Genomic DNA, 19,781 nt, shown 5'->3' on the forward strand with positions numbered 1-19,781 from the left:
ATGAACGCCGCCCTGCCCTCCGAACCCGGTATCCGCATCAGCCTAGCCGAGCTGATCGAGATGCGTCACCGCGTGCGCGAGGTACAGCTGTTTTCCACGCCGAGTCAGCGCAGCCCGCTGATCGGCCTGCATCACTCGAAATTCCGTGGCCGTGGCGTCGACTTCGATCAGGTGCGGGTGTATCAGGCCGGTGACGACGTGCGCACCATCGACTGGCGCGTCACCGCGCGCACGCAGGAGCCGCACACCAAGCTGTTCCATGAAGAACGCGAGCGGCCGATTTTCATCATGGTCGAGCAAAGCACGCGGCTGTTTTTCGGCTCGGGGCTGATGTTCAAGTCAGTGCTGGCGGCGCAGGTTGCAGCGTTGATCGGCTGGGCCGCGCTGGGGCACAACGACCGCGTTGGCGGATTGGTGTTCGGCGACAACGAGCACTATGAAATCAAGCCTCGCCGCAGCAAGCAGAGCCTGCTGCAATTGCTCAACCGGCTGGTCAAGGTCAATCAATCGCTGCACAGCGAGCGCGAGCCGGATCGCGATGCCTTCGGCGTGGCCTTGCGCCGGGCGCGGGAAGTGCTGCGGCCGGGCAGTCTGGCCATCGTTATTTGCGATGAGCGCGCGTTGTCCGACAGCGCCGAACAACAACTGAGTTTGCTGGCGCGGCATTGTGATTTGCTGATGTTGCCGCTGTCCGATCCGCTGGATCATGCCTTGCCCGCTGCCGGCCTGCTGCGCTTCGCCGAACGTGGCGCGCAGCTGGAAATCGACACGCTGAACTTCGACCTGCGCCAGACCTACCGCGCCCAAGCCGAAGCGCGCATCGCTCGCTGGGAATTGCTCGCACAAAAGCTGCGGGTGCTGCTGATGCCGTTGAGCACGCAAAGTGAAATGGTCGAGCAGATGCGCGAGTTCCTGAACCCGCAGCGTCCGGGGAAAGGTCGATGAACGGCCTCGACCAACTGCAACCGCTGATCTCACCGCCGCCGATTGCCTTCTGGCCGCCGGCGCCGGGCTGGTGGCTGCTGCTTTTGCTGTTGCCGCTGCTGGGTTTTGCCGCGTGGAAGTTGCGACGTTTCATTCCGATCAAGAAACGCCCTCTGGTGCGCGCCGAGCAGCCGCTGGATCCGGTGCGCATCGCCGCACTCGCCGAACTGGCGCAAATGCCCAAACCCTACGACGGTGCACCCGCCGGCGCCTGGCTGCAACAACTCAACGGCCTGCTCAAACGCCTGTGCCGCAACCACTATCCGTACAGCCAGAGCCACACCCTCAACGGGCGCAAATGGCTGGCCTTCCTCGATAACCGCTGCCCGGCTGCCGGCCTGACGCGCTGGATGGTGCTGGTCGAAGGCGCGTACAAACCGGAATGCAAACTCGATGACAAAGCCATCGCCGGCCTGACCCAAGCGGTCGACACGTGGATTCGCAAACATGTTTGAGTTCGCCTGGCCTTGGATCTTTGTGCTGTTGCCGCTGCCGTGGCTGATGCGTCTGATCCTGCCGGTGGCCGACAGCGGCGAGCCGGCATTGAAAGTCAGTTTCCTCGCCGACCTCGAAGGCCTCGCCCGCCGCCGCGCCCGCGCCAACTTGCCGGCGTGGCGGCAGCAGGCGCCGTTTATCTTGCTGTGGCTGATCTTGCTGATCGCCGCCGCGCGCCCGCAATGGCTCGGCGAACCGCTGCCGATTGCCGCTAGTGGCCGTGATCTGCTGGTGGCGGTGGACGTGTCCGGTTCGATGGATTTTCCCGACATGCAGTGGCAGGACGAAGAAGTCAGTCGCCTGTCGCTGGTGCAGCACTTGCTCGGCGATTTCCTCGAAAGCCGCGACGGCGACCGCGTCGGTTTGATCCTGTTTGGCAGTCAGGCCTACCTGCAAGCACCACTGACCTTTGACCGGCGCACCGTTCGCATCTGGCTCGACGAAGCGCGGATCGGTATCGCTGGCAAAAACACCGCGATCGGCGATGCCATCGGTCTGGCCCTGAAACGCCTGCGCCTGCGCCCGGCGCAAAGTCGCGTGCTGATTCTGGTCACCGACGGCGCCAACAACGGCGGCGAAATCAATCCGCTGACCGCCGCAAAACTGGCCGCCAGCGAAGGCGTCAGAATCTATCCGATCGGCATCGGCGCCAATCCCGAGGACAGCGGCTCGACCGGCCTGCTCGGGGTCAATCCGAGCCTTGATCTGGATGAACCGGCGCTCAAGGCCATCGCCGAAATCACCGGCGGCCAGTACTTCCGCGCCCATGACGGCAAAGAGCTGCAAGCGATCAAGGACACCCTCGATCAGCTCGAACCGGTGACTCAGCAACCGACTCAGGCACGCCCGGCGCAAGCCTTGTATCATTGGCCGCTGGCGCTGGCGCTGTGGTTGAGTCTGTTGCTGGTCGTCCGCGAACTGTGGCCGGATAACCCGCTGCAACGCCTGTTTACCAAGCAACTGTATTTGCAAAGTCCGCTGCCGGACTGGCGTGAGCGCTTGCAGCGTTTGCGCCTACGGAGGCGCCGATGATCGCGCTCTGGCCGCACTGGTTCCGCCCTTGGTGGCTGCTGCTGTTGCCGCTGCTCGGCTGGCTGCTCTGGCAACTCTGGCACCGGCAGAAACGCGCCGGGCGCTGGCAGATGATTCTGCCGCCGGCATTTCACGCTGCGCTGCTCAGTGGCGGCAGCGGTCGCCAGAGCAAACTGCCGTGGATCGCCCTAGGCGTGGCGTGGTTGCTGACCATTCTGGCCTTGCTCGGGCCGAGCTGGGAGCGCGTCGAACAGACCAGCCAGAAACCCGCCGATCCGCTGGTAGTCGTGCTCGAACTGACCCCGGAGATGCTCGCCACCGACTCGCCGCCGACGCGTCTGGAACAGGCGCGGCGCAAGCTGTTCGACCTGTTGCAGGCGCGCAGCGATGCGCAGACCGCCATCGTCGTTTATGCCGGCAGCGCGCACACGCTGGTGCCGCTGTCGGATGATCTGGCAACCAGTCGCAACCTGCTCGACGCGCTCAAGCCATCGCTGATGCCGGAAGCCGGCCACCGCGCCGATCTGGCCGTGGACGAGGCGCTGGCGTTGCTCAAGCAAGGTGCGCTGGGACAGGGACGGATTCTGTTGATCGGTTCGTCGCTCAATGAAGAGGAACGGCGCGGCATTCGCCGTGCGCTCAATGGCGAGTCCACGCAACTGCTGATGCTCGGCATCGGCACCGCTGAAGGTGCGCCGATTGCCCAGGAAGACGGCAGTTTCCTCAAGGACGAGCAAGGCGCGATCCGCGTGCCGCAACTCGACAGCCCTGGTCTCGCGACTTTCCTCAACAGCGTGGGCGGCGAGTATCACCCGGCGCGTCTTGACGAAGCTGATCTTGGCGCTCTTGGCCTGCTCAACGGCCCGCGCAGCCTGCGCGACGACGGCCAGACCGTGCGCTTGGATACTTGGGCCGATCAGGGTTACTGGCTGCTGTTGCCGTTGCTGTTGCTGGCTGCGTGTGCCGGGCGCCGTGGCTGGCTGTTCTGCCTGCCGCTGCTGTGGTGCCTGCCGCAACCGAGCTACGCTTTCGACTTCGAAGACTTGTGGTTGCGACCCGACCAGCAAGGTTTGCACCTGCTCAAGCAGAAACGCCCGGCCGAAGCCGCGCAGCATTTTGACGATCATCAATGGCAAGGGGTGGCGTTGTACGAGGCCGGCGACTACAGTGGCGCCGCTCAGCGTTTTGCCGAGGGCAGCGATGCCCGCGCCCACTACAATCGTGGCAACGCCCTGGCCAAAAGCGGTGAGCTGGAAGCAGCAATCGACGCCTACGAACAGGCGCTGGAACTGCAACCGGATCTACGTCCGGCGCAGACCAACAAGGCGCTGGTGGAAAACCTGCTGAAGCAGAAAAACGCCCCGCCGCCGCCCGAACCGGACAACCAGCCGAACGAACAAAGTCTGCCCGGCGATGAGCCATCGCCCACTACCGCGCCCCCTCCGGCGGTGAGCAGTGAAACCCAGAGCGAGGCGCAACCGGCCGAGTCGGCCAGCGAACCGCCGCCAACCGCCCCGCCGCTGCCCGGCCCCAATGAAATCCCCGGCAGCAACGAGGAAGAGGAAACCGACACGGTGCCGACCCTGCGCCCGAGCGAGAACAACCTCGAAGGCGAGCAGCGTCAGGCGCTCGAACAATGGCTGGGCAAGATCCCGGACGACCCGGGCGAACTGCTCAGGCGCAAATTCTGGTACGAACAGCAACAACATCAGGATCAGGAAAACAATCGATGACCCGCTTCACCGCTCTCTTGCTGCCCCTGCTGATCTGCACGGCCACCGCTCAGGCGGCCGAGCTGACCGCCAGCGTGGATCGCAGTCGCCTGAACTCCGGCGAGACGGTCGAGCTCACCCTCGAAACTGACGACGTCACCCAGTTCGGCAAGCCCGATCTGTCGGCGCTGGAAGCGCTGTTCGAAGTGCGCGGCACGCGCCAGGTCAACCAGCTCAACACCCTCAACGGCGACAACCGCGCGACCACACGCTGGATCATCACCCTGCTGCCGAAAGAAAACGGCAGCGTCGTGATTCCGCCGCTGCAACTGGGCGAAGCACAGAGCCAGCCGATCACCGTGCAGGTGATCGCCAGCGACAACCGCGAAGACAGCAACAGCCTTGATCCGGTGTTCATCGAAGCCAGCCTCGATCAGACCAGCGTCTACGTGCAGGCCCAGGCCATCCTGACTTTGCGCATCTACCACTCGGTTTCGCTGTACGACGACAGCAGCCTGAGCCCGCTGCAAATTGCCGATGCGCGCATCGAACAACTTGGCGACACGCGCACCTACGAGAAAGACATCAACGGTCTGCGCCACGGCGTGATCGAGATGCGCTACGCGATCTATCCGCAGCACAGCGGCCTGCTGACCATCGCGCCGCAGACGTTCAGCGCCACGCTGGTGGATACCGCGCCATCGGCAGACGCCTCGGGGCCGAAACCCGGCAAACTGATGCGCGTCAGCTCGGCGTCGATTCCGCTGACGGTCAAACCGAAACCGCTGACCTACCCGGTCGATGCGCCATGGTTGCCGGCGCGCAACCTCAGCCTCAGCGAAAGCTGGAGCCCGGAACCGGATCACACTCAGGTCGGCGACTCCCTGACCCGCAGCCTGACCCTGAAAGTCGAAGGCCTCGCCAGCTCGCAACTGCCAGCCCTGCCCGCCACCGACGTCAACGGCCTGCGCCGCTACCCCGACCAACCGGTGCTGAGCAACCAGAGCAGCGACCGCGGGATCATCGGCAGCCGCGAAGAACGCGAAGCCCTGGTGCCAAGCCGCAGCGGCGCGATCGACCTGCCAACCGTCGACGTGGTCTGGTGGAACACCTTCGAAGACCACCTCGAACACAGCAGCCTGCCCGCGCGCACCCTGCAAGTGGCGAACAACCCCAGCCTGCAAATCGACACCCCGGCCGGCACCCTGCAACCGAGCACGCCCGACAACGACACCCTGTGGTGGTGGAAACTCAGCACCCTGATCCTCGCCTGCACCACCCTGCTCGGCTTCGGCCTCTGGTGGCGCGCCCGCTGGCAACCGGCAATCCACCGCGCCGCCCAGACCGGCCCGAGCCCACGCACCCTGCTCGACGACATCAAACGCGCCAGCCAGGCCAACGACCCCCACGCCACCCGCCAGGCACTGGACGCCTGGGCGCGGCAACAGCCGGAGACACTGGCGGATATGGCGGCGCGGTTTGTGCCGTTGTCGGATGCGCTGGATGGGTTGAATGGAGCGCTGTACAGCGAGACGGGACAGCACTGGCAGGGTGAGGATTTGTGGCGGGCGATCCGCACTATTCCCGCCGCCGAGCGCGTGCAGGATCCGGTGAGTGAGAGTGGATTGCCGCCGCTTTATCCGAAGTGAAAAGCGAAAGATCGCAGCCTTCGGTGCTCCTACAGAGTGGGTACGTATCCCCTGTAGGAGCTGCCGAAGGCTGCGATCTTTTGATCTGAAAGTCCGGAATCAATATGCGAATTTCGTTTTGACTTGTTCGCCTTCTCGATAGGAGAGGACGAATGACTTCCATGGCTCGCCACGCTTGACTGCGTTTTCCTGAAGCTGGTCGACCAAACGAAGGATAATCGCCCCGTTAATATCAGTTTCAGCGTTCCAGTCCTCGACGCCATCTTTCTCAACGCACAGCTCCGTCTCGATGTAGCCCTCCCCCAACTCCACGCCATAACGGAACGCGTCATAGCCATGGACGATGCCGGCTTCGACCACCTGAAAAATCTCTTGGATGATCTTTATGTCTTCGGTAATCACTGTAAAACCTCCGGAGTGCGGTGGAAGTGGAGTTTCCTCAGAGCCATGAAAATGGAGGATTACCTATCGGTACGCAGGTTGATGTACAGGGATTTGATCAATGCGTCCTCACCGTCCTCGATGTCCGGTACATAAAAGCTCATACCAAATTCGCTAACGTCAAACCCGTCATCGTCAATGACAGGTTGAATGCCGTTACTGCGGAACAGGCTCAGTATGCGAGACAATTTTTGTCCCACAAGTTTGTGCCCCATCCAGGTGACGCCGCTTCTTTCGAAAAACTCCGCACCTTTCACAACATCTCGAGGGTCATAAAAGACATGTAAGTCGTATCTTACAAACGCATCCGTCGTATTCAACGAGGCAGCCGTTTTCTTAAACTCCTCAAAATCACCACCCAAAATGCTACGCACCTGCGTTCTGGACAAGGTGCCATTCAGAGGTCCTACCGTTCCAAATACCTGGAATGAAAAATCCACCGTCATTACCTCCTGAAATCGTTCGGATCTAGTTTGGAGGCGTACTCCAACATTTGTCTGATTCCTTCATCGTACTTGTTGCCAAACTGACTTCTGATGTCATTGATATCCATCTGAATAGCATCCATCAGGCGCCCCTCCTCGAGCAGCTCTTGTTGCTTGTCTCGATAAGCCTTGGCCTCTTCGGAACGACCAAAACTCGCGGTCTTTTTGTGATCCTCTGGATCCATCTTGATGGCAGGACCATCACGACTGCTGATTGGCGCACCTTTGTAGCATTTCTGAGCAGGGCAATGGTGTGAATCCAATCCATCATTCACCGGTTTGCTGGTTTCCTTGTGCGGACCGCCCAGTACATCGGCCGGATCTTTTTTTACAACCGCGACGGTTCTGGTGACAGCCTTGATTCCGAGGGACTTGAATTCCCCAAGTACCGCATCGATCAGGAAACGCGTAGCAACTACATACCCATCGCCGTCGTATTTGTACTCCTCATTACCGCCGTTGTGCTCCTGCTTGGCGGTCTCGTGAAGCTTCGTCAGCTCTTCTTCTGACTCACCGAGCAATTTCGCCGCCAGCTTGATCGCGGCCAGATCTTTCAGCTCATCGATTTTGTCGCCATACGCAGCGTTGAGTAGTCCATTGGCGGCCATGCTCAACAGGAACTTCATCGGGCCCATCACCGCTTGTACAGCGATAACGGTGGCCTGAATTTTCTCTGTCGGCATATCCTTGGTCAGATCAATCAAGTCCAGTACTTGATTCAATGCCAGCTGGCCATGAGTAACCAGGCTTGCAGGAACCGGAATAGGCGGCAGCGTCATTGTTCCCGGTTTATCCGGGCCGCTTGTTGGGTCAGCCGTCATCTGCGGGCAGGTATTATTTGCGGTACAACTCTCCACCAGCTTTTCGTAATCAGCCGCTTGTTTCGCAAACTCGGACAGCCCTTTCAGGACTGCCTCAGGCAATGATTTTATCTGGGCGGGGTCCAGTCCCTGTCTAACGAAGTTTTTGGTGACTGCCAGTGCACGCTCTTTACCCAGTTCATCGATAAGTGTCGGGGAAACATCATCAATATCGACAAGCTGAGCATTGATCGCCTGGTTCAGGTTCTGCAGGAAACTCGCCCCGGCTTTAGCCTGATCAAGCATGTTCTTTTTGAAATCAACGACGTTATCGCTCCAGCCCTCGACAGTTTTTACCGGATGGGTAACAGCGTCGATTGAGGAACTGCTGGCGTACAACGTCGTTCGATGTTCGTCATCCTTAGTGATCTCATACGCCCTGTTGACGTCGCGATTGAGTCCGGATGTCGAGTCCTGCCCCGTGGCCTTGTCGTTACGCACAACGATCTGACCTTCACCCACGGTGGCGTTCAGCGTCTGCTGACGATCCTTGTCGTACTTGTAACCCTCTACCGCCCAGCTATTTTTATTCTCTCCTTCCATGCCTTTATTCGGCTTGTCAGCCTGGGCGCCGCCGTTATGGTTATAGCTGCCGCTGACATTGAGGTAATAACCATGCTCGTTATCCTTGCCGGTGATGTTGCGATGGCCGAGGGTGTCGGTATCGAGTTTCAGGTTGCGGTTGTCAGCGCTAATGACCGAGCCGTCGAGTTGTGTGTGCTTCTCGGTGTGGATATCGACTTTGCTCTTGCCACTGATCACCGTCTGGTTTTCGACCCAGTTGGTTTTGCCGCTGGTCTCCCCATACCCCAGTGAACCGCTGGCTGTTACACCGATGCTGACTGCAACCGTGAGGCTGGCGTCGAACTCTTTACCTTCGACCTTGCCGGTGTTCGGCACAGACGTCACGGTGAGGTTGCGGCCGACATCGCCGATGACCTCGTCACCTCGAAGAGTGGCGCCGGCGATCGTTGTGTCACGCCCGCTTTCGAAGCCCAGCTTATTGCCGGCATACAGGTAGGCTTCCTGTTGCTTCACACCTTCGCGGTTGAGATCGCCGATGCCCACGTTCCCCGAACCGTAGATACCAAAACCGTCCTGGCCGGCGATGATTCCGCCTTCTGCGCCCCAGCTACGCCGATCATGGGAACTCTCATAGGCATTTTGTGCGGAAAGGATATTCAGATCGTTGGCGGCTTTGAGGGAAATATCCCGCTCCGCGGTGGCACGGGTACCAATCAGCGTCAGGTCGTTTTTCGCATCCAGATTGATACTGCCGCCAGCATTCAGCTGAGTTGCCGTCGAAGTGCCTTGATTCGATTTGTCTTCAGTCCCGGCGTTACTGACACCCACGCCAAGTTTGAAGCCACCGGTGGTGCCACCTTTGACTCCGCCCTTGCTCTGGGTTGAATGCCCATCGCTGCTTTCGGAACCGTGCGCCACATCGAACGTGATGTCTTTGCCTTTGACGTTGATGTCACGCCCGGCATTGAACTGGCTGCCGCTGACGTTGACGTTGTTCCCGGCGTCGAGCGAGACGTCGCCACCCGCTGAAAGCGTCGATGGACGTTGTGTCACCGAGCTCTGCGTGCTGCTGGAGCTGACACTGGAGGCGCCAATGTGGCCGTCGAACTTTGGTCCGCTGAAGAACTGGTCCAGTGTATCGACCGCTTTCAGTACGCTGGATCCTTTGCTGACCCCATCCTCGCCCTTGCCAGTGCCTTTGAGGCCATCAATGGTGTTGCCGATGTTGTAGGCCGTGGTCACGGTGAGGCCGTTACGCTTGATGATGTCACGGATGGTGACTTCGCTTGCCTCCTCCTTGGCATCGATGTTGATGTCGCGATCAGCTTTGAGGTTAATGTTGTTCGCGGCTGACAAATCCGAGCCTTGCTGATTGATGTCGCGACCGGCGTTTACCTTAAGATTCATCCCCGCATCGATGGAGCTGCCCGCTGCGGTGTAGCCCGTGCTGTTAACGCCATGTTGAATGGTTTCACTGCCGGCGAAGGTGGTGAAAGCATTGCTGTCTATGGTCTGTTTTATACCGACGGTCTTATCTGTATCCCAACTAGTGCTGCGGTGATTGTCGATCGACGCGACCACATTGACATCGCGACCGGCATTGAGAGACGCATTGTGGTCCGCGCTGATCCCACTGCCGATGATATTGATGTCTCGGGAAGCATTCAGAATTGCATCGTTGCCTGCGTTGACCTGGCTTCCGATGCTCTCGGAACTGACGACCTCCCGCACACCCTTGTGCGAAGTAGCGAATGTCATATCGGCGCCGAAACCCGGCGTACCGACGGCCCAACCGATAGCATCCTTCAGCGAAAGCCCGACTTTCTTCTTATATTCCTCAGCCCGGCTATACGCTTGGTCATCAGCTGACGACAGAGTGATATCGCCGGCCTTGTCCACAAGGCCGGCATTCAGTTCTGCGTTATTATCCGCGTTGACTTCACTGGCATTCAGCCGAACATCACGCCCGGCTATCACTACCGCATCGTGACCGGCGTTCAACTCACTGCCAACCTGAGTCACCGAGGTTTGCAGATGGCTGCTGCCACTTTTAGACATACCAAACAGGCCAGTCTTGGTTTTTTTGCTGTAACTGCCTGACTCTTCGGTGCCAGAAAGTACCGCGACATCATTGGTCGCACCGATTAGCAAATCGTTGCCGGCGCTCAATTGACTGCCGATGATCGTGACGTTGCGCCCGCCATCGAGGCTGACGCCATCATCTTTACGCTTCGAGACGTTCATCGTCAGGTCACGACCCGCCTCGATTACCGAAGCGACGTTTTCGCTTTCATAGCTTTCCGACTGTGTGGTTTTGCTTCGTCCGAACGAACCCTTCTTTTTTCTGTAATAGTACGAAGAGGTTTCGTCTTTCGCCGATGCTACCGTGATGTCCTGTACCGCATCGAGGCTGACATCGTCCTGCGCCTTTATACGACTGGCAATAACGCCCAAATCATTGCCCGCGTTCAGCGCGATATCGCGTCCGGCGTTCAATACCGACGACTGTTGCGTGATGCTGTGGGTTTCGTTCGCGCGCTTCTTGCTGCGCGAGAAGTAGTCACTCTCGTCGGCGGCCGAAGTAATGACAATGTCATGGCCTGAATCGACGCTGAGATCGCGCTTGGCATCCAGTCGACTGGCCACGATTGCCACGTCGCGATCGGCACTGATCGACAGATCCCGTCCGGACGTCACTTCAGCGCCGTGCTGGGTGATGGTCTGGTTGAGGAAGTTGCTGCCGCGCGAGTCGGTGCGGCGATCCTGGACCGAGGTGATGTTGACGTCGCGTCCGGCATCGAGCGCCATGTCCTGTCCGCTGCTCAGGACACCACCGATGTTGCTGATGTCGCGACCTGCGCCAATGTTGAGATCATTGGCGGCTTCGATCCGCGCGGCGTTGTTCAGTACGTCGCGATGCTGCAGCGTGCCGCCGTAACTGGAATCGTAGCCATACACGTCGCGTTGGTTGATCACATCGCCGCGAGTGGCGGTCAGGCTGACATCGCGCCCGGAAATAATGCCGCCACCGCTGTTGACGATATTGTTGCCGGCCTTGAGCGTCAGACGCTCGCCCGCCTCGATCAATCCTGTATTGGAGAGGTTGTTGCCGGCTTCGGCCGACAGGTTATTGGAGGCGCGAAGCGTGCCGGCGTTGGTCAGGTCCGTACCGGCAATCAGTGTTACGTCGCCGCCCTGGATGAGCGCACCGTTGGGTGCCAGGCGGTTATTGGCCTGGGCCAGATACAGCACCGGCACTAGCACTTTCTCGCCATTCACTTCGTGCTCTTCGAGCCAGACGATGTCGTGGGTCAGGGCTGCCACTTGCTGAGCGGTCAGAGTTACGCCGACTGACAGGTTCAGTTCATTCTTGCTGGCGACGGCGTTATTCATGAGGTACTTGAACATAGCCTCGTCGGAGGTCTGCCCATCGATGAAACGCTGGCCGGTACGGGCGACAACGGCTTGCTGCACCAGGCGCTGTTCGAACAAGCCGTCGCCCAGACGCTTGGCGCTGTTGTCGGGGTCATAGCCGAGTTTATCGAGCAGGTAGTCCGAGCTCATGAACTGCTTGAGCTCAGTGAGCGCCGGGTTGGTCTCGATCAGGTATTTGTGTGGATTGGAACGCACGCTGGTGTCGGGCAGGCCCTGTACCCGCGGCACGTCGAACGAAACGTTGCCACGATTGGGCAGCAACACGCCGACCGGGCCATCCCCGGCGGCCGCGCTGACATTGATCAGCGTCGCCTGATCGTTGAGATTGAGCGATGGCCGGGCCGCCAATGCCAGTTCGCGGTTCTTGATCGATACAGGATCGCTACCGTCGAACTGAATATCCGTGGCCTTCCTCACTGGCATGCCGCCCGCATGACTTAAGGGCGCAACGGCGATGGAGCCGATTGTCCTCGACGGGCCAGATGCTAGTGTCGGATCGCTGCCGCCTTTACCGCTGAGTCGGAACAGACCGTTGTCGCCGGTTGGCAGCGTGAAGCCAGGCAGTGCCAGCGGGTTGACTTGTTGTTGAGCCAGATCTGGTGGCAACTGCGGGTTCAGAAAAACCACGGTAGGTTTGGCGGAGTTTTTCACCCCGGTGTCCGCGGTGCCTTTGACGGTACCGCCGAAGTTTGTGTACGGGTTCAGATTGCCGTTGTTGATCGTGGTTTTAGCGTTGATCTCTACGGCCTGGCCGGCCTGGACGATAGAGGAAACGCTTGAGCCGCCGTTGGTGAAAACGCGGTCGTCTCGTTGCTTTGTACCGGCAAGGATGGGTGACGGCACTGCCACTTCGGCGCCGATACCGAATTTTGTGTTTACGTCAGAGAGCGCCTGTTTATTCAGCGGTTGGTATTCCCAAAAAGATCCTCCTTTGTCGGGCTCGTGCCAACCGTGAATGTAGCTGTATTTGGTTTTTGAATTGCGCTCCGCATATTTTTGCAGATCCTCGGTTATCCAACTTGGTCGCTTGCTGGGCAAACCGCCGAGTTGATAAACACGCATCCGCGTGAAATTACCCGACTGCAGACCAAAGTTATCGAACGTATCGACATCGAGCTTTATGTTCTTGCCGGCCGAGATCAGCGACGCGGTATTGGTGAAAGCTCCAACATTGGCGGTCAGATTACCTGCTACTGAAATCGACGCTTGCGGCCCGGTAATTGTCGATGTCGATTCAAAATTTTCATTAACGTAGAAAGTCGTACCGCTGAAGGTGATGTCCCCGGAAATAAATTTCTCCTCGCCAATCACCCCTTCTGTCTTGTTATTGAAGCTATTGGCCGACAACGAAAAATCACCGTCGACATTGATCGAAGCCGCGAGGTTATTCACGCTGTTCGCACGGCCACCGCTCATGCCGGCAATTGTCAGATTGCCGATGCTGTAAACATCGCCCGTCTGGTTGGTGAAGTCATTAACCAGCAGGTTCATGTTGCCGCCGCTGAACAACAAGCCGTGATCGTTCACCAGACTTGCCGTCTTGACTGTCAGATCCTGAGCGGCTCCCAGCGTACCGGTGTTGCTGACGCTGCCCGCGTTGATCGTCATGCCGTAATTGGAAGTCAGTCTTCCGCCAGTGTTGTTCAGCAACCCGCCAATGTTGAACGTACCCAGGCCGCCACTGCCGATGCTGGCGAGACTGGTCAGGCCCAGTTGCGCAGCATTGAAGGTCATATCCCCCAGACTGCTCACTCGCCCATTACCGCCGTAAGTCCCACTCAACTGAATATCAAGCCCGCCATCACTGGCAATCAACCCCTCGTTCGTCCAGTTCCCGCCACGCCCCACCAATTGATTCGAGGCGAGCAACTGCCCGCTGGCCGTCTGCACAAAGTTACCGACATTAACCGTCAACCGCCCCGCCTGAATCACGCTGCTGTTGGTCCAGCTGTCCGCGTTCAGGGTCAGGCCGCCACGGGTCACCAGTGAGCCGCCGGCGTTCATCACGTTGGCGGTGGAGACGCCGAATTCACCGAGGCCGACATGGGTCACTGTGCCGCCAGCGTTGAGCAAGCTCGGTGCGGCGAGGGAGAAGTCGGTGTTGGCGGTTTCCACCAGGCCGTTGCGGTTGTCGAACTGGCTGTCGATCTGGAAATCGGTTTTGCCGCTGCCGCCGAGGGCGCGTAGTTTGCCGCTCTGGTTGTTGAGGTTGGCGGCGCGAATCGCCAGGGTGCTGGCGCTTTCGATCAGGCCGCCGTTGTTGGCGAGATTGCTGCCAAGGCCAAGGTCGATGAGGCTGCCGCTGACCTGGCCGGCCGTGTTGTTCATCGAGCCGGCGATGACGTTCACCTGGCCGCGGGCATAGATGCCGCCGCCGCTGTTGTCGAGGGCGTTGCCGCCGGCGTTGAGCAGGATGTCGCCGCTGTTGGCGGCGATGCGCCCGCCGTCGCTGTAGATGCCGCCCAGTGCGCGCAGGTCGAGGCGACTGCCTTCGATCTTGCCTGACTGGCCGTTGCGCAGGACACCGGTCAGACGGGTTTGCAGCAGACCTTTGAGGCTCGACAGCACGCCGCCTCGGCTGTCGAGGCTGGCGGCGGTGAGGTTCAGGTCGCCGTTCTGCGCAATGATCTTGCCGCCCTGGTTGTCGATTGCGCCGTTGCCCGTGTTGACGGTCAGCGCGGTCATGCTTTGCACCGCACCGTTAGCGTTGTTCAGTGCGGCTGCGGTGAGGGTGGCGTCGGCGGCGCTGCTGGAAATCAGGCCATCGCCGTCGTTGCGCAGCAGGCCGCTGGCGGTGAGATTCAGTTGGCTGCTGGCGGCGATGGTGCCGCGCTGGCTGTTGTTCAGATCGCCGCCGGTGAGCAGGCTCAGCAGGCTCTGGCTGATCATCTGGCCGCCACGGTTGTCGATGCCGGCCGAACGCGTCAGCACCAGCGGCCCGGTGCTGCCGAGCGCGCCGTTGACGTTGGTCAGCGCGCCGAGCAGGTCGAGTGTGACGCGGTCGTCGCCGACCAGGCTGCCGCCGTTGTTGTTCAACGCACCGCCGGTGAAGGTCAGGGCGTTTTTCGCATTCAGGTTACCCGAGGCATTGTTCAGGCTCGCCGCCCGGATATCGAGGGCGTCGGCGCTTTTGATCAAACCACCGGAGGCGTTGTTGAGTTCGCCGCCGAGCACGGTCAGGGTTTGCTTGCCGTCGCTGGTCAGTGTGCCGGCGCTGTTGTTGAGGCTGGCGGCCTTGATGTAAAGCTCGCCCTTGCTGCCGACGCCACCCTGGCTGTGGTTGATCAGCGCGCCGCTGAGGTCAATGCTGACATTGCCGAGCTGGCTGGAGATCGCGCCTGCGAGGCTGTTATCGACGTTCCCGCCGGACAGGGTCACGCCAGTCCAGCCGGAGATGAGACCGCCGTTGTTTTTCAGCTCGGCCGCGGTGAAGGTCAGTTGCTGATTGCTGATCAGATTGCCGCCGCGATTGTCCAGACTGTTGGCGCTAAGGCTGAAGCTGTTGACGCTGGAAACCTCACCTTTCTGGTTATTCAGGTCACGCAGGGTGGCGATGCTCAGCACGCCTTTGCTGTTGATCACGCCGTTCTGGTTATTGAGGTCACGCAGATGCGCAATGCTCAGCGCGCCTTTGCTGCTGATCACCCCGCCCTGGTTGTTGAGGTCCTGCGCGGTGACGCCGAGGTCGATGGCAAGGCCAGCGGCACCCACCAGCGTGCCCTCCTCATTGTTCAGGCCGGTGCTGTTGAGGGTCAGCTGTTGCGCGGCGCGGATGCTGCCTTTGTTGTGATTGTCGAGCAGACCATCGACGGTCACCGAGATATCGCTGTCACTGAGCAATACGCCGCCATCGCTGTTGTCGAGACTGGCCGCGCGAACCTGCAACGCTGCCGCCGCGATCGTGCCTTTGATCGAGGTCAGGGCCTTGTCGAGGGTCAGGCTCAGTTTCTGATTGCTCAGCAGTTGGCCGCCGCTGTTGTCCAGCGATTTAGCGATCAGTTCAAAGGCCTGCTCGCTGGAAATCTCGCCGCCACGGTTGTTCACTTCAGCGAGATTTTTCAGCAGCAACTGCCCCGGCGCATTGATCACCCCGCCCTGGTTGTTCAGCGCACCGCCATGCAGGTCGACGCTGACGCCGGCGTGGCTGCTGAACAGCTTGCCGCCCTGCTGATCGAGGCCCTGAACATCTGCGATCAGCGCATTGCCAGCGCCGAGGCTGCCAGCCGTGTTGGTCATTTTGCCGGCGCTCAACTCAAGCTGATCGGCGGCGTAAATACTCGCCTGACTGTTATTGAGTTCGCCGGTAGTGATGTGCAGATTGCTTTTGCTGCTGATCACGCCTTTCTGCTGGTTGTCCAGCGCGCTGCTGGTGAGCGTCAACGCTGCATCGGTCAACAACTGGCCGCCCCGGTTGCTGACCGCATCGCGTGTGTCGACGCTGAGCGCTTTGGCGCTGGACAGCGTACCGCCATCGTTATTGAGGTTTTGCGCATCGATCGCCAGCGCACCTTCGCTGAACAGACTGCCCTGCGCGTTGTTCAGCTCGCCAGAGAGGGTAATCGCGAGGTCTTGTTGCGTGGCCAGGCGAGCGCTGTTTTCCAGACTTTTGCCGACCAGCGTCAGGCCGGTAGCGCCGGACAGCACGCCGTTGTTGCGGTTGATCACCTCGTTGACGGTCAACGCCAGATTGCCGCCCGCCAGCATGTAGCCGCTGTCGCTGTTGTCGAGCCAGGCGCCGATCAGGCTCACGCCGGCCTTGCTCGACAGTTCACCGCTGCGGTTGTCGACACGGTCGACGACCAGTTGCAGCGCTTGGGTTGAACCGACCAGACCTTCCTGACGGTTATCCAGACGCGCCGCCGTGAGCGTCAGGCCCTCGTCGGCGATGACCATGCCAGCCTGGTTGTCGAACAGATCGGTGACGGTGAAATCGACCTCGCCACGCCCGCGAATCTCACCGCCGCTGTTGTCGAGGCTGGCACTGCGCGCTTGGAGGCCAGCGGAAGCGATCAGGCCTTTCACGTTGCTCAGCGCACGGTCGATGACCAGGGTGAGTTTTTCATTGCTGAGCAGCTTGCCGCCGTCATTGTTGAGGCTTTGCGCGCTCAGATTCCAGGCTTTGGCAGCGGAGATTTCCCCAGCGCTGTTGTTCACATCCTTGAGGTTTTTCAGCAGCAGTTGGCCCGGCGTATGAATGTTGCCGCGCTGGTTATCGAGCAGGCCATTGTTGAGGTTCAGGGTCAGGTCGCCGTTGCTGAACAGCTCGCCGCCGTCCTGCTGCAGCGAGGTGACGGAAGCCTGCAGGGTTTTCTGGCTGCCGATGATGCCGCCGGAGTTATCCAGGTGCGCGGTGGTCAGCAGCAGCGTGCCGTCCGTGGCGAGGCTGCCGCCCTGCCGGTTCTTGAACTCACCGGTGGTCAGGGTCGAATCGGCCTTGGCACTGAGGATGCCGTCGTCGCTGTTATCGAGACTGCCGCTGGTGAAGGTAAGGCCCTTTTGCGAGGCGATGAGCCCGCCCTGATTCTGCACCCCGGCGACGCTGGTCAGTGCCATCGCTTCCAGGCTCGACAGCTTGCCCAGGCGATTGTCGAGGCTGCCGAGATTCAGGGTCATCTGCCCTTCACTGCTGATCAGGCCTTGCTGGTTGTCGAGGGCATTGTCGAACGTCAGGTCCAGTGTGTTCTGGCTGACGATCCGCCCGCCCACATTGCTCAAGCCGATACCGCTGAGCGTCGCCGCGCCTTTGCTGAAAATCAGGCCATTGGTGGCGTTGATGATCTGCGCGACTTTTAGGCCCAGCGTGGTGTCGGACAGCACCTTGCCGCCCTCGCTGTTGTCCAGGCGTGCGCCATTGATATGCAGGTCGAGTTGACTGGAAAGCGTACTGGCGCGGTTGTCGATCTGGTCGACATTGACGGTCAGGGTCTTGAGCGACCCGACCAGGCTGTCCTGGCGGCTGTTGAGGGTTTTGCCGGTGAGTTTCAGATTGCCTTCGGCAACCAGTTCGCCCGTTTGCTGAGTCAGATTGTCGATGCTGGCGTCGATATCGCCCTTGCCGGAAATCCGTCCGGCATCGTTGGTGACATCCCGGGCTTTGAGGCTCAACAGTCCGGTCGAGGTCAGCAAGCCGCCGTTGCTGTTGTTCAGTGTGCTGCCTTCGAAGGTCAGCGCTGCCTTGCTCTCGGCGCGGCCCTTGTCGCGGTTATCCAGATTATCGATCAGCAGCGTCGTCGCTTTGTCGGCGCGCAAAACACCCGCACGGTTGTCGGTGGTCGCGCTGCTGACGGTCAGGGTGTCGAGACCGGAAATCTTGCCGGCGCGGTTATCCAGGCGCGTGGCCTGCACGTCCATCGCACCGTTGGCCTGGATCAGGCCCTTGTTCTGGTTGTTCAACTGGTCGCTGATGCGCGTGGTCAGCGTGCCTTCGCTGGTCAGCTGGCCTTGCTGGCTGTTGTCCAGTTGTTGCGCTTTGATCGCTACGGCCTGTTTCGCGCCGATCCGTCCGGTGCGATTGTTGATGGCGCCGAGGGCGGTGATGTCGAGCAAACGGCCAGCGGTGATCAGTCCGGCGACGTTGTCCAGCGAGGTGACCGTGAGCACTACGTCACTCTGGCTGCCAAGTTCACCGTTGCTGTTGATCAACTGACCGATGTTGCCGGTGAGTTTGCCATTGCTGGTGAGCGTGCCTTGATTGTTCAGCACCTGATTGGCAGTGAGGGTCAGGCTATTGTTGCCCAGCACTTTGCCGGCGTTGCGGTTGTCCAGCGTGCCGGCGGTGATGCTCGTGGTCTGGCCACTGAGCAGGCCATTCTGGTTGTTGAGGGTTTGCCCGGCGTTGACGGTCAGGTTGCGGCTGGCGCTGAGGCTCTTGCCACTGTTGCTCAGATTCTGTGCGCGAAGGCTCAAATCACCGTTGCTGTTACGGCTGCCGTCAGCATTGACGCCGGCTTCGATGGCGCCGGCATTGGTCAGTTGCCCACCGGCGCTGAGCACCACGCTGTCGCGGGCGGCCAAGGTCTGGCGGTTGGTCAGGTTGCCTTGGGTCTGTACGTTGAGCGATGTGCCGGCGTAAACCGGAGCTTGCGCGTCGAGGCTGGCGGCTTTGACGTTGACCGCGCCGGTAGCCGAGGTGTCGGCCAGGCTCAGTTGCCCGTTCGCATCAAGCTGAATATCGCCGCCGCTGGCGATCAGTTTGCCGTCGAGTTTCACCCCCACGCCGGCCTCGGTGCCGACCAGTTTGATCGCTCCGGCGTACATGCCGCCGAGGGCCGAGGAGTCGATGGCCAGTTGCGGTTTGGCGCTGCCGTCGTCGGCGCGGGCCGTGGCGTTGAGGGTGTCGGCGTTGACGTCGTTGCGACCGGCGACGATGGTCAGGTTCTGCGCTTGAATCTGCGCATTGATCTTGGCGCTGCGGGTGATGATTTCGAAACGGTCGATATTGGTCGCGTTGATGCCCGCGCCTTCGATAGCCACGCTGCCCTGATCGACCTGAAAGCGATCCAGTCGACCGTTTTCCAGCACTGGTTTACCGGTAGTCAGCGTCACCCGTGGTGCGTTGATGAAACCGCAGCCATTGCAGGTGATGCCATAGGGGTTGGCGACGATGACCCGCGCCGACTGCCCGGCCACTTCGGTGTAACCGCGCAACTGACTCGGGTTGCCGCTGATGACTTCGTTGAGAATCGCCTGCGCCGAACCGCTGTTCTTCAGATTCGGGTTGCCAATGACGTGGCCGCCCAGTTGCGTGTTCGAAGTTTGAGTCGCGCCGTTGTTGAGGATGACGCCTTGTGCGCCGACGTTGTAATCGTGGAACTGGTTGTGCGACAGGCCACTGGCGTTGGGCGTGGCGATGTTGACGATCGGCACGCCGTTGCCGGCACGGTCCAGCGTGGTATTCGGGTTGGCCACGACGATGCCGTCGGCCTGCGCCCACAGCGGTTGCCAGAACATGACGTTGGCCAGCAGGAACGCCAGTCCGCGCTTCGGCATGCCGAGGAACTGCTCGCGTTTGGCCGTAGCGGCAGAAGGCTGGCGAGCGAGGAATGCGTACTGGCGAACGTCCATGTGAAGATCCTGCAACGGGCAATAATCGGTCTGATCAGGTGCCATGCTCCGCAGGTAAGCGGCGCGGATGAGCGCAAAGAGTCGCTGGCATCCCTGCAA

The 19,781-nt window shown here is 60.3% G+C and carries 8 protein-coding genes; 5 read left to right on the forward strand and 3 right to left on the reverse strand.

Annotated elements, in window-relative coordinates; all coding sequences use genetic code 11:
• From AB4O45_RS01535 to AB4O45_RS01555, 5 genes are read left to right on the forward strand one after another with little or no spacing between them, the layout of a single operon-like run.
• A complete protein-coding gene (locus AB4O45_RS01535) occupies positions 1-945 on the forward strand; it encodes a DUF58 domain-containing protein (RefSeq protein ID WP_016774988.1) in 945 nt (314 codons plus the stop codon).
• Entirely contained in the window at positions 942-1,439 is a 498-nt protein-coding gene (locus AB4O45_RS01540) for a DUF4381 domain-containing protein (protein WP_460061652.1), read from the forward strand. The genes AB4O45_RS01535 and AB4O45_RS01540 overlap by 4 nt, the downstream gene beginning before the upstream one ends.
• The gene (locus tag AB4O45_RS01545) at positions 1,432-2,511 is read left to right on the forward strand and encodes a vWA domain-containing protein (RefSeq protein ID WP_056789460.1); all 1,080 of its coding nucleotides are present in this window, start codon (positions 1,432-1,434) and stop codon (positions 2,509-2,511) included. The genes AB4O45_RS01540 and AB4O45_RS01545 overlap by 8 nt, the downstream gene beginning before the upstream one ends.
• Positions 2,508-4,244, forward strand: a complete 1,737-nt coding sequence (locus AB4O45_RS01550) for a vWA domain-containing protein (protein WP_056789457.1) — start codon at positions 2,508-2,510, stop codon at positions 4,242-4,244. The genes AB4O45_RS01545 and AB4O45_RS01550 overlap by 4 nt, the downstream gene beginning before the upstream one ends.
• Positions 4,241-5,872 carry a BatD family protein gene (locus AB4O45_RS01555; RefSeq protein ID WP_056789454.1) on the forward strand — a complete coding sequence of 544 codons (1,632 nt, stop codon included), beginning with the start codon at positions 4,241-4,243 and terminating at the stop codon, positions 5,870-5,872. The genes AB4O45_RS01550 and AB4O45_RS01555 overlap by 4 nt, the downstream gene beginning before the upstream one ends.
• Before the next feature lie 99 nt (positions 5,873-5,971).
• On the opposite strand, the gene AB4O45_RS01560 is transcribed toward AB4O45_RS01555, so the two are convergent.
• Genes AB4O45_RS01560 through AB4O45_RS01570 form a run of 3 tightly spaced genes read right to left on the reverse strand, consistent with a single transcriptional unit; the run spans position 5,972 to position 19,682 of the window.
• The gene (locus AB4O45_RS01560; protein WP_110645657.1) at positions 5,972-6,274 is read right to left on the reverse strand and encodes a hypothetical protein; all 303 of its coding nucleotides are present in this window, start codon (positions 6,272-6,274) and stop codon (positions 5,972-5,974) included.
• A gap of 59 nt (positions 6,275-6,333) precedes the next feature.
• Positions 6,334-6,753: a hypothetical protein gene (locus tag AB4O45_RS01565; RefSeq protein WP_143497886.1), complete on the reverse strand. Its 420-nt coding sequence runs from the start codon at positions 6,751-6,753 to the stop codon at positions 6,334-6,336.
• Between the two features lie 5 nt (positions 6,754-6,758).
• The gene (locus AB4O45_RS01570; RefSeq protein ID WP_460160986.1) at positions 6,759-19,682 is read right to left on the reverse strand and encodes a hemagglutinin repeat-containing protein; all 12,924 of its coding nucleotides are present in this window, start codon (positions 19,680-19,682) and stop codon (positions 6,759-6,761) included.
• Between the last annotated feature and the right edge of the window lie 99 nt (positions 19,683-19,781).

Source organism: Pseudomonas sp. S2_B10, assembly GCF_054668425.1.

Coding starts and splice junctions, on each gene's coding strand:
- AB4O45_RS01540 (WP_460061652.1), top strand. CDS start 942: ATGAACGGCCTCGACCAACTGCAACCGCTGATCTCACCGCCGCCGATT.
- AB4O45_RS01570 (WP_460160986.1), bottom strand. CDS start 19,682: ATGGACGTTCGCCAGTACGCATTCCTCGCTCGCCAGCCTTCTGCCGCT.
- AB4O45_RS01555 (WP_056789454.1), top strand. CDS start 4,241: ATGACCCGCTTCACCGCTCTCTTGCTGCCCCTGCTGATCTGCACGGCC.
- AB4O45_RS01545 (WP_056789460.1), top strand. CDS start 1,432: ATGTTTGAGTTCGCCTGGCCTTGGATCTTTGTGCTGTTGCCGCTGCCG.
- AB4O45_RS01535 (WP_016774988.1), top strand. CDS start 1: ATGAACGCCGCCCTGCCCTCCGAACCCGGTATCCGCATCAGCCTAGCC.
- AB4O45_RS01550 (WP_056789457.1), top strand. CDS start 2,508: ATGATCGCGCTCTGGCCGCACTGGTTCCGCCCTTGGTGGCTGCTGCTG.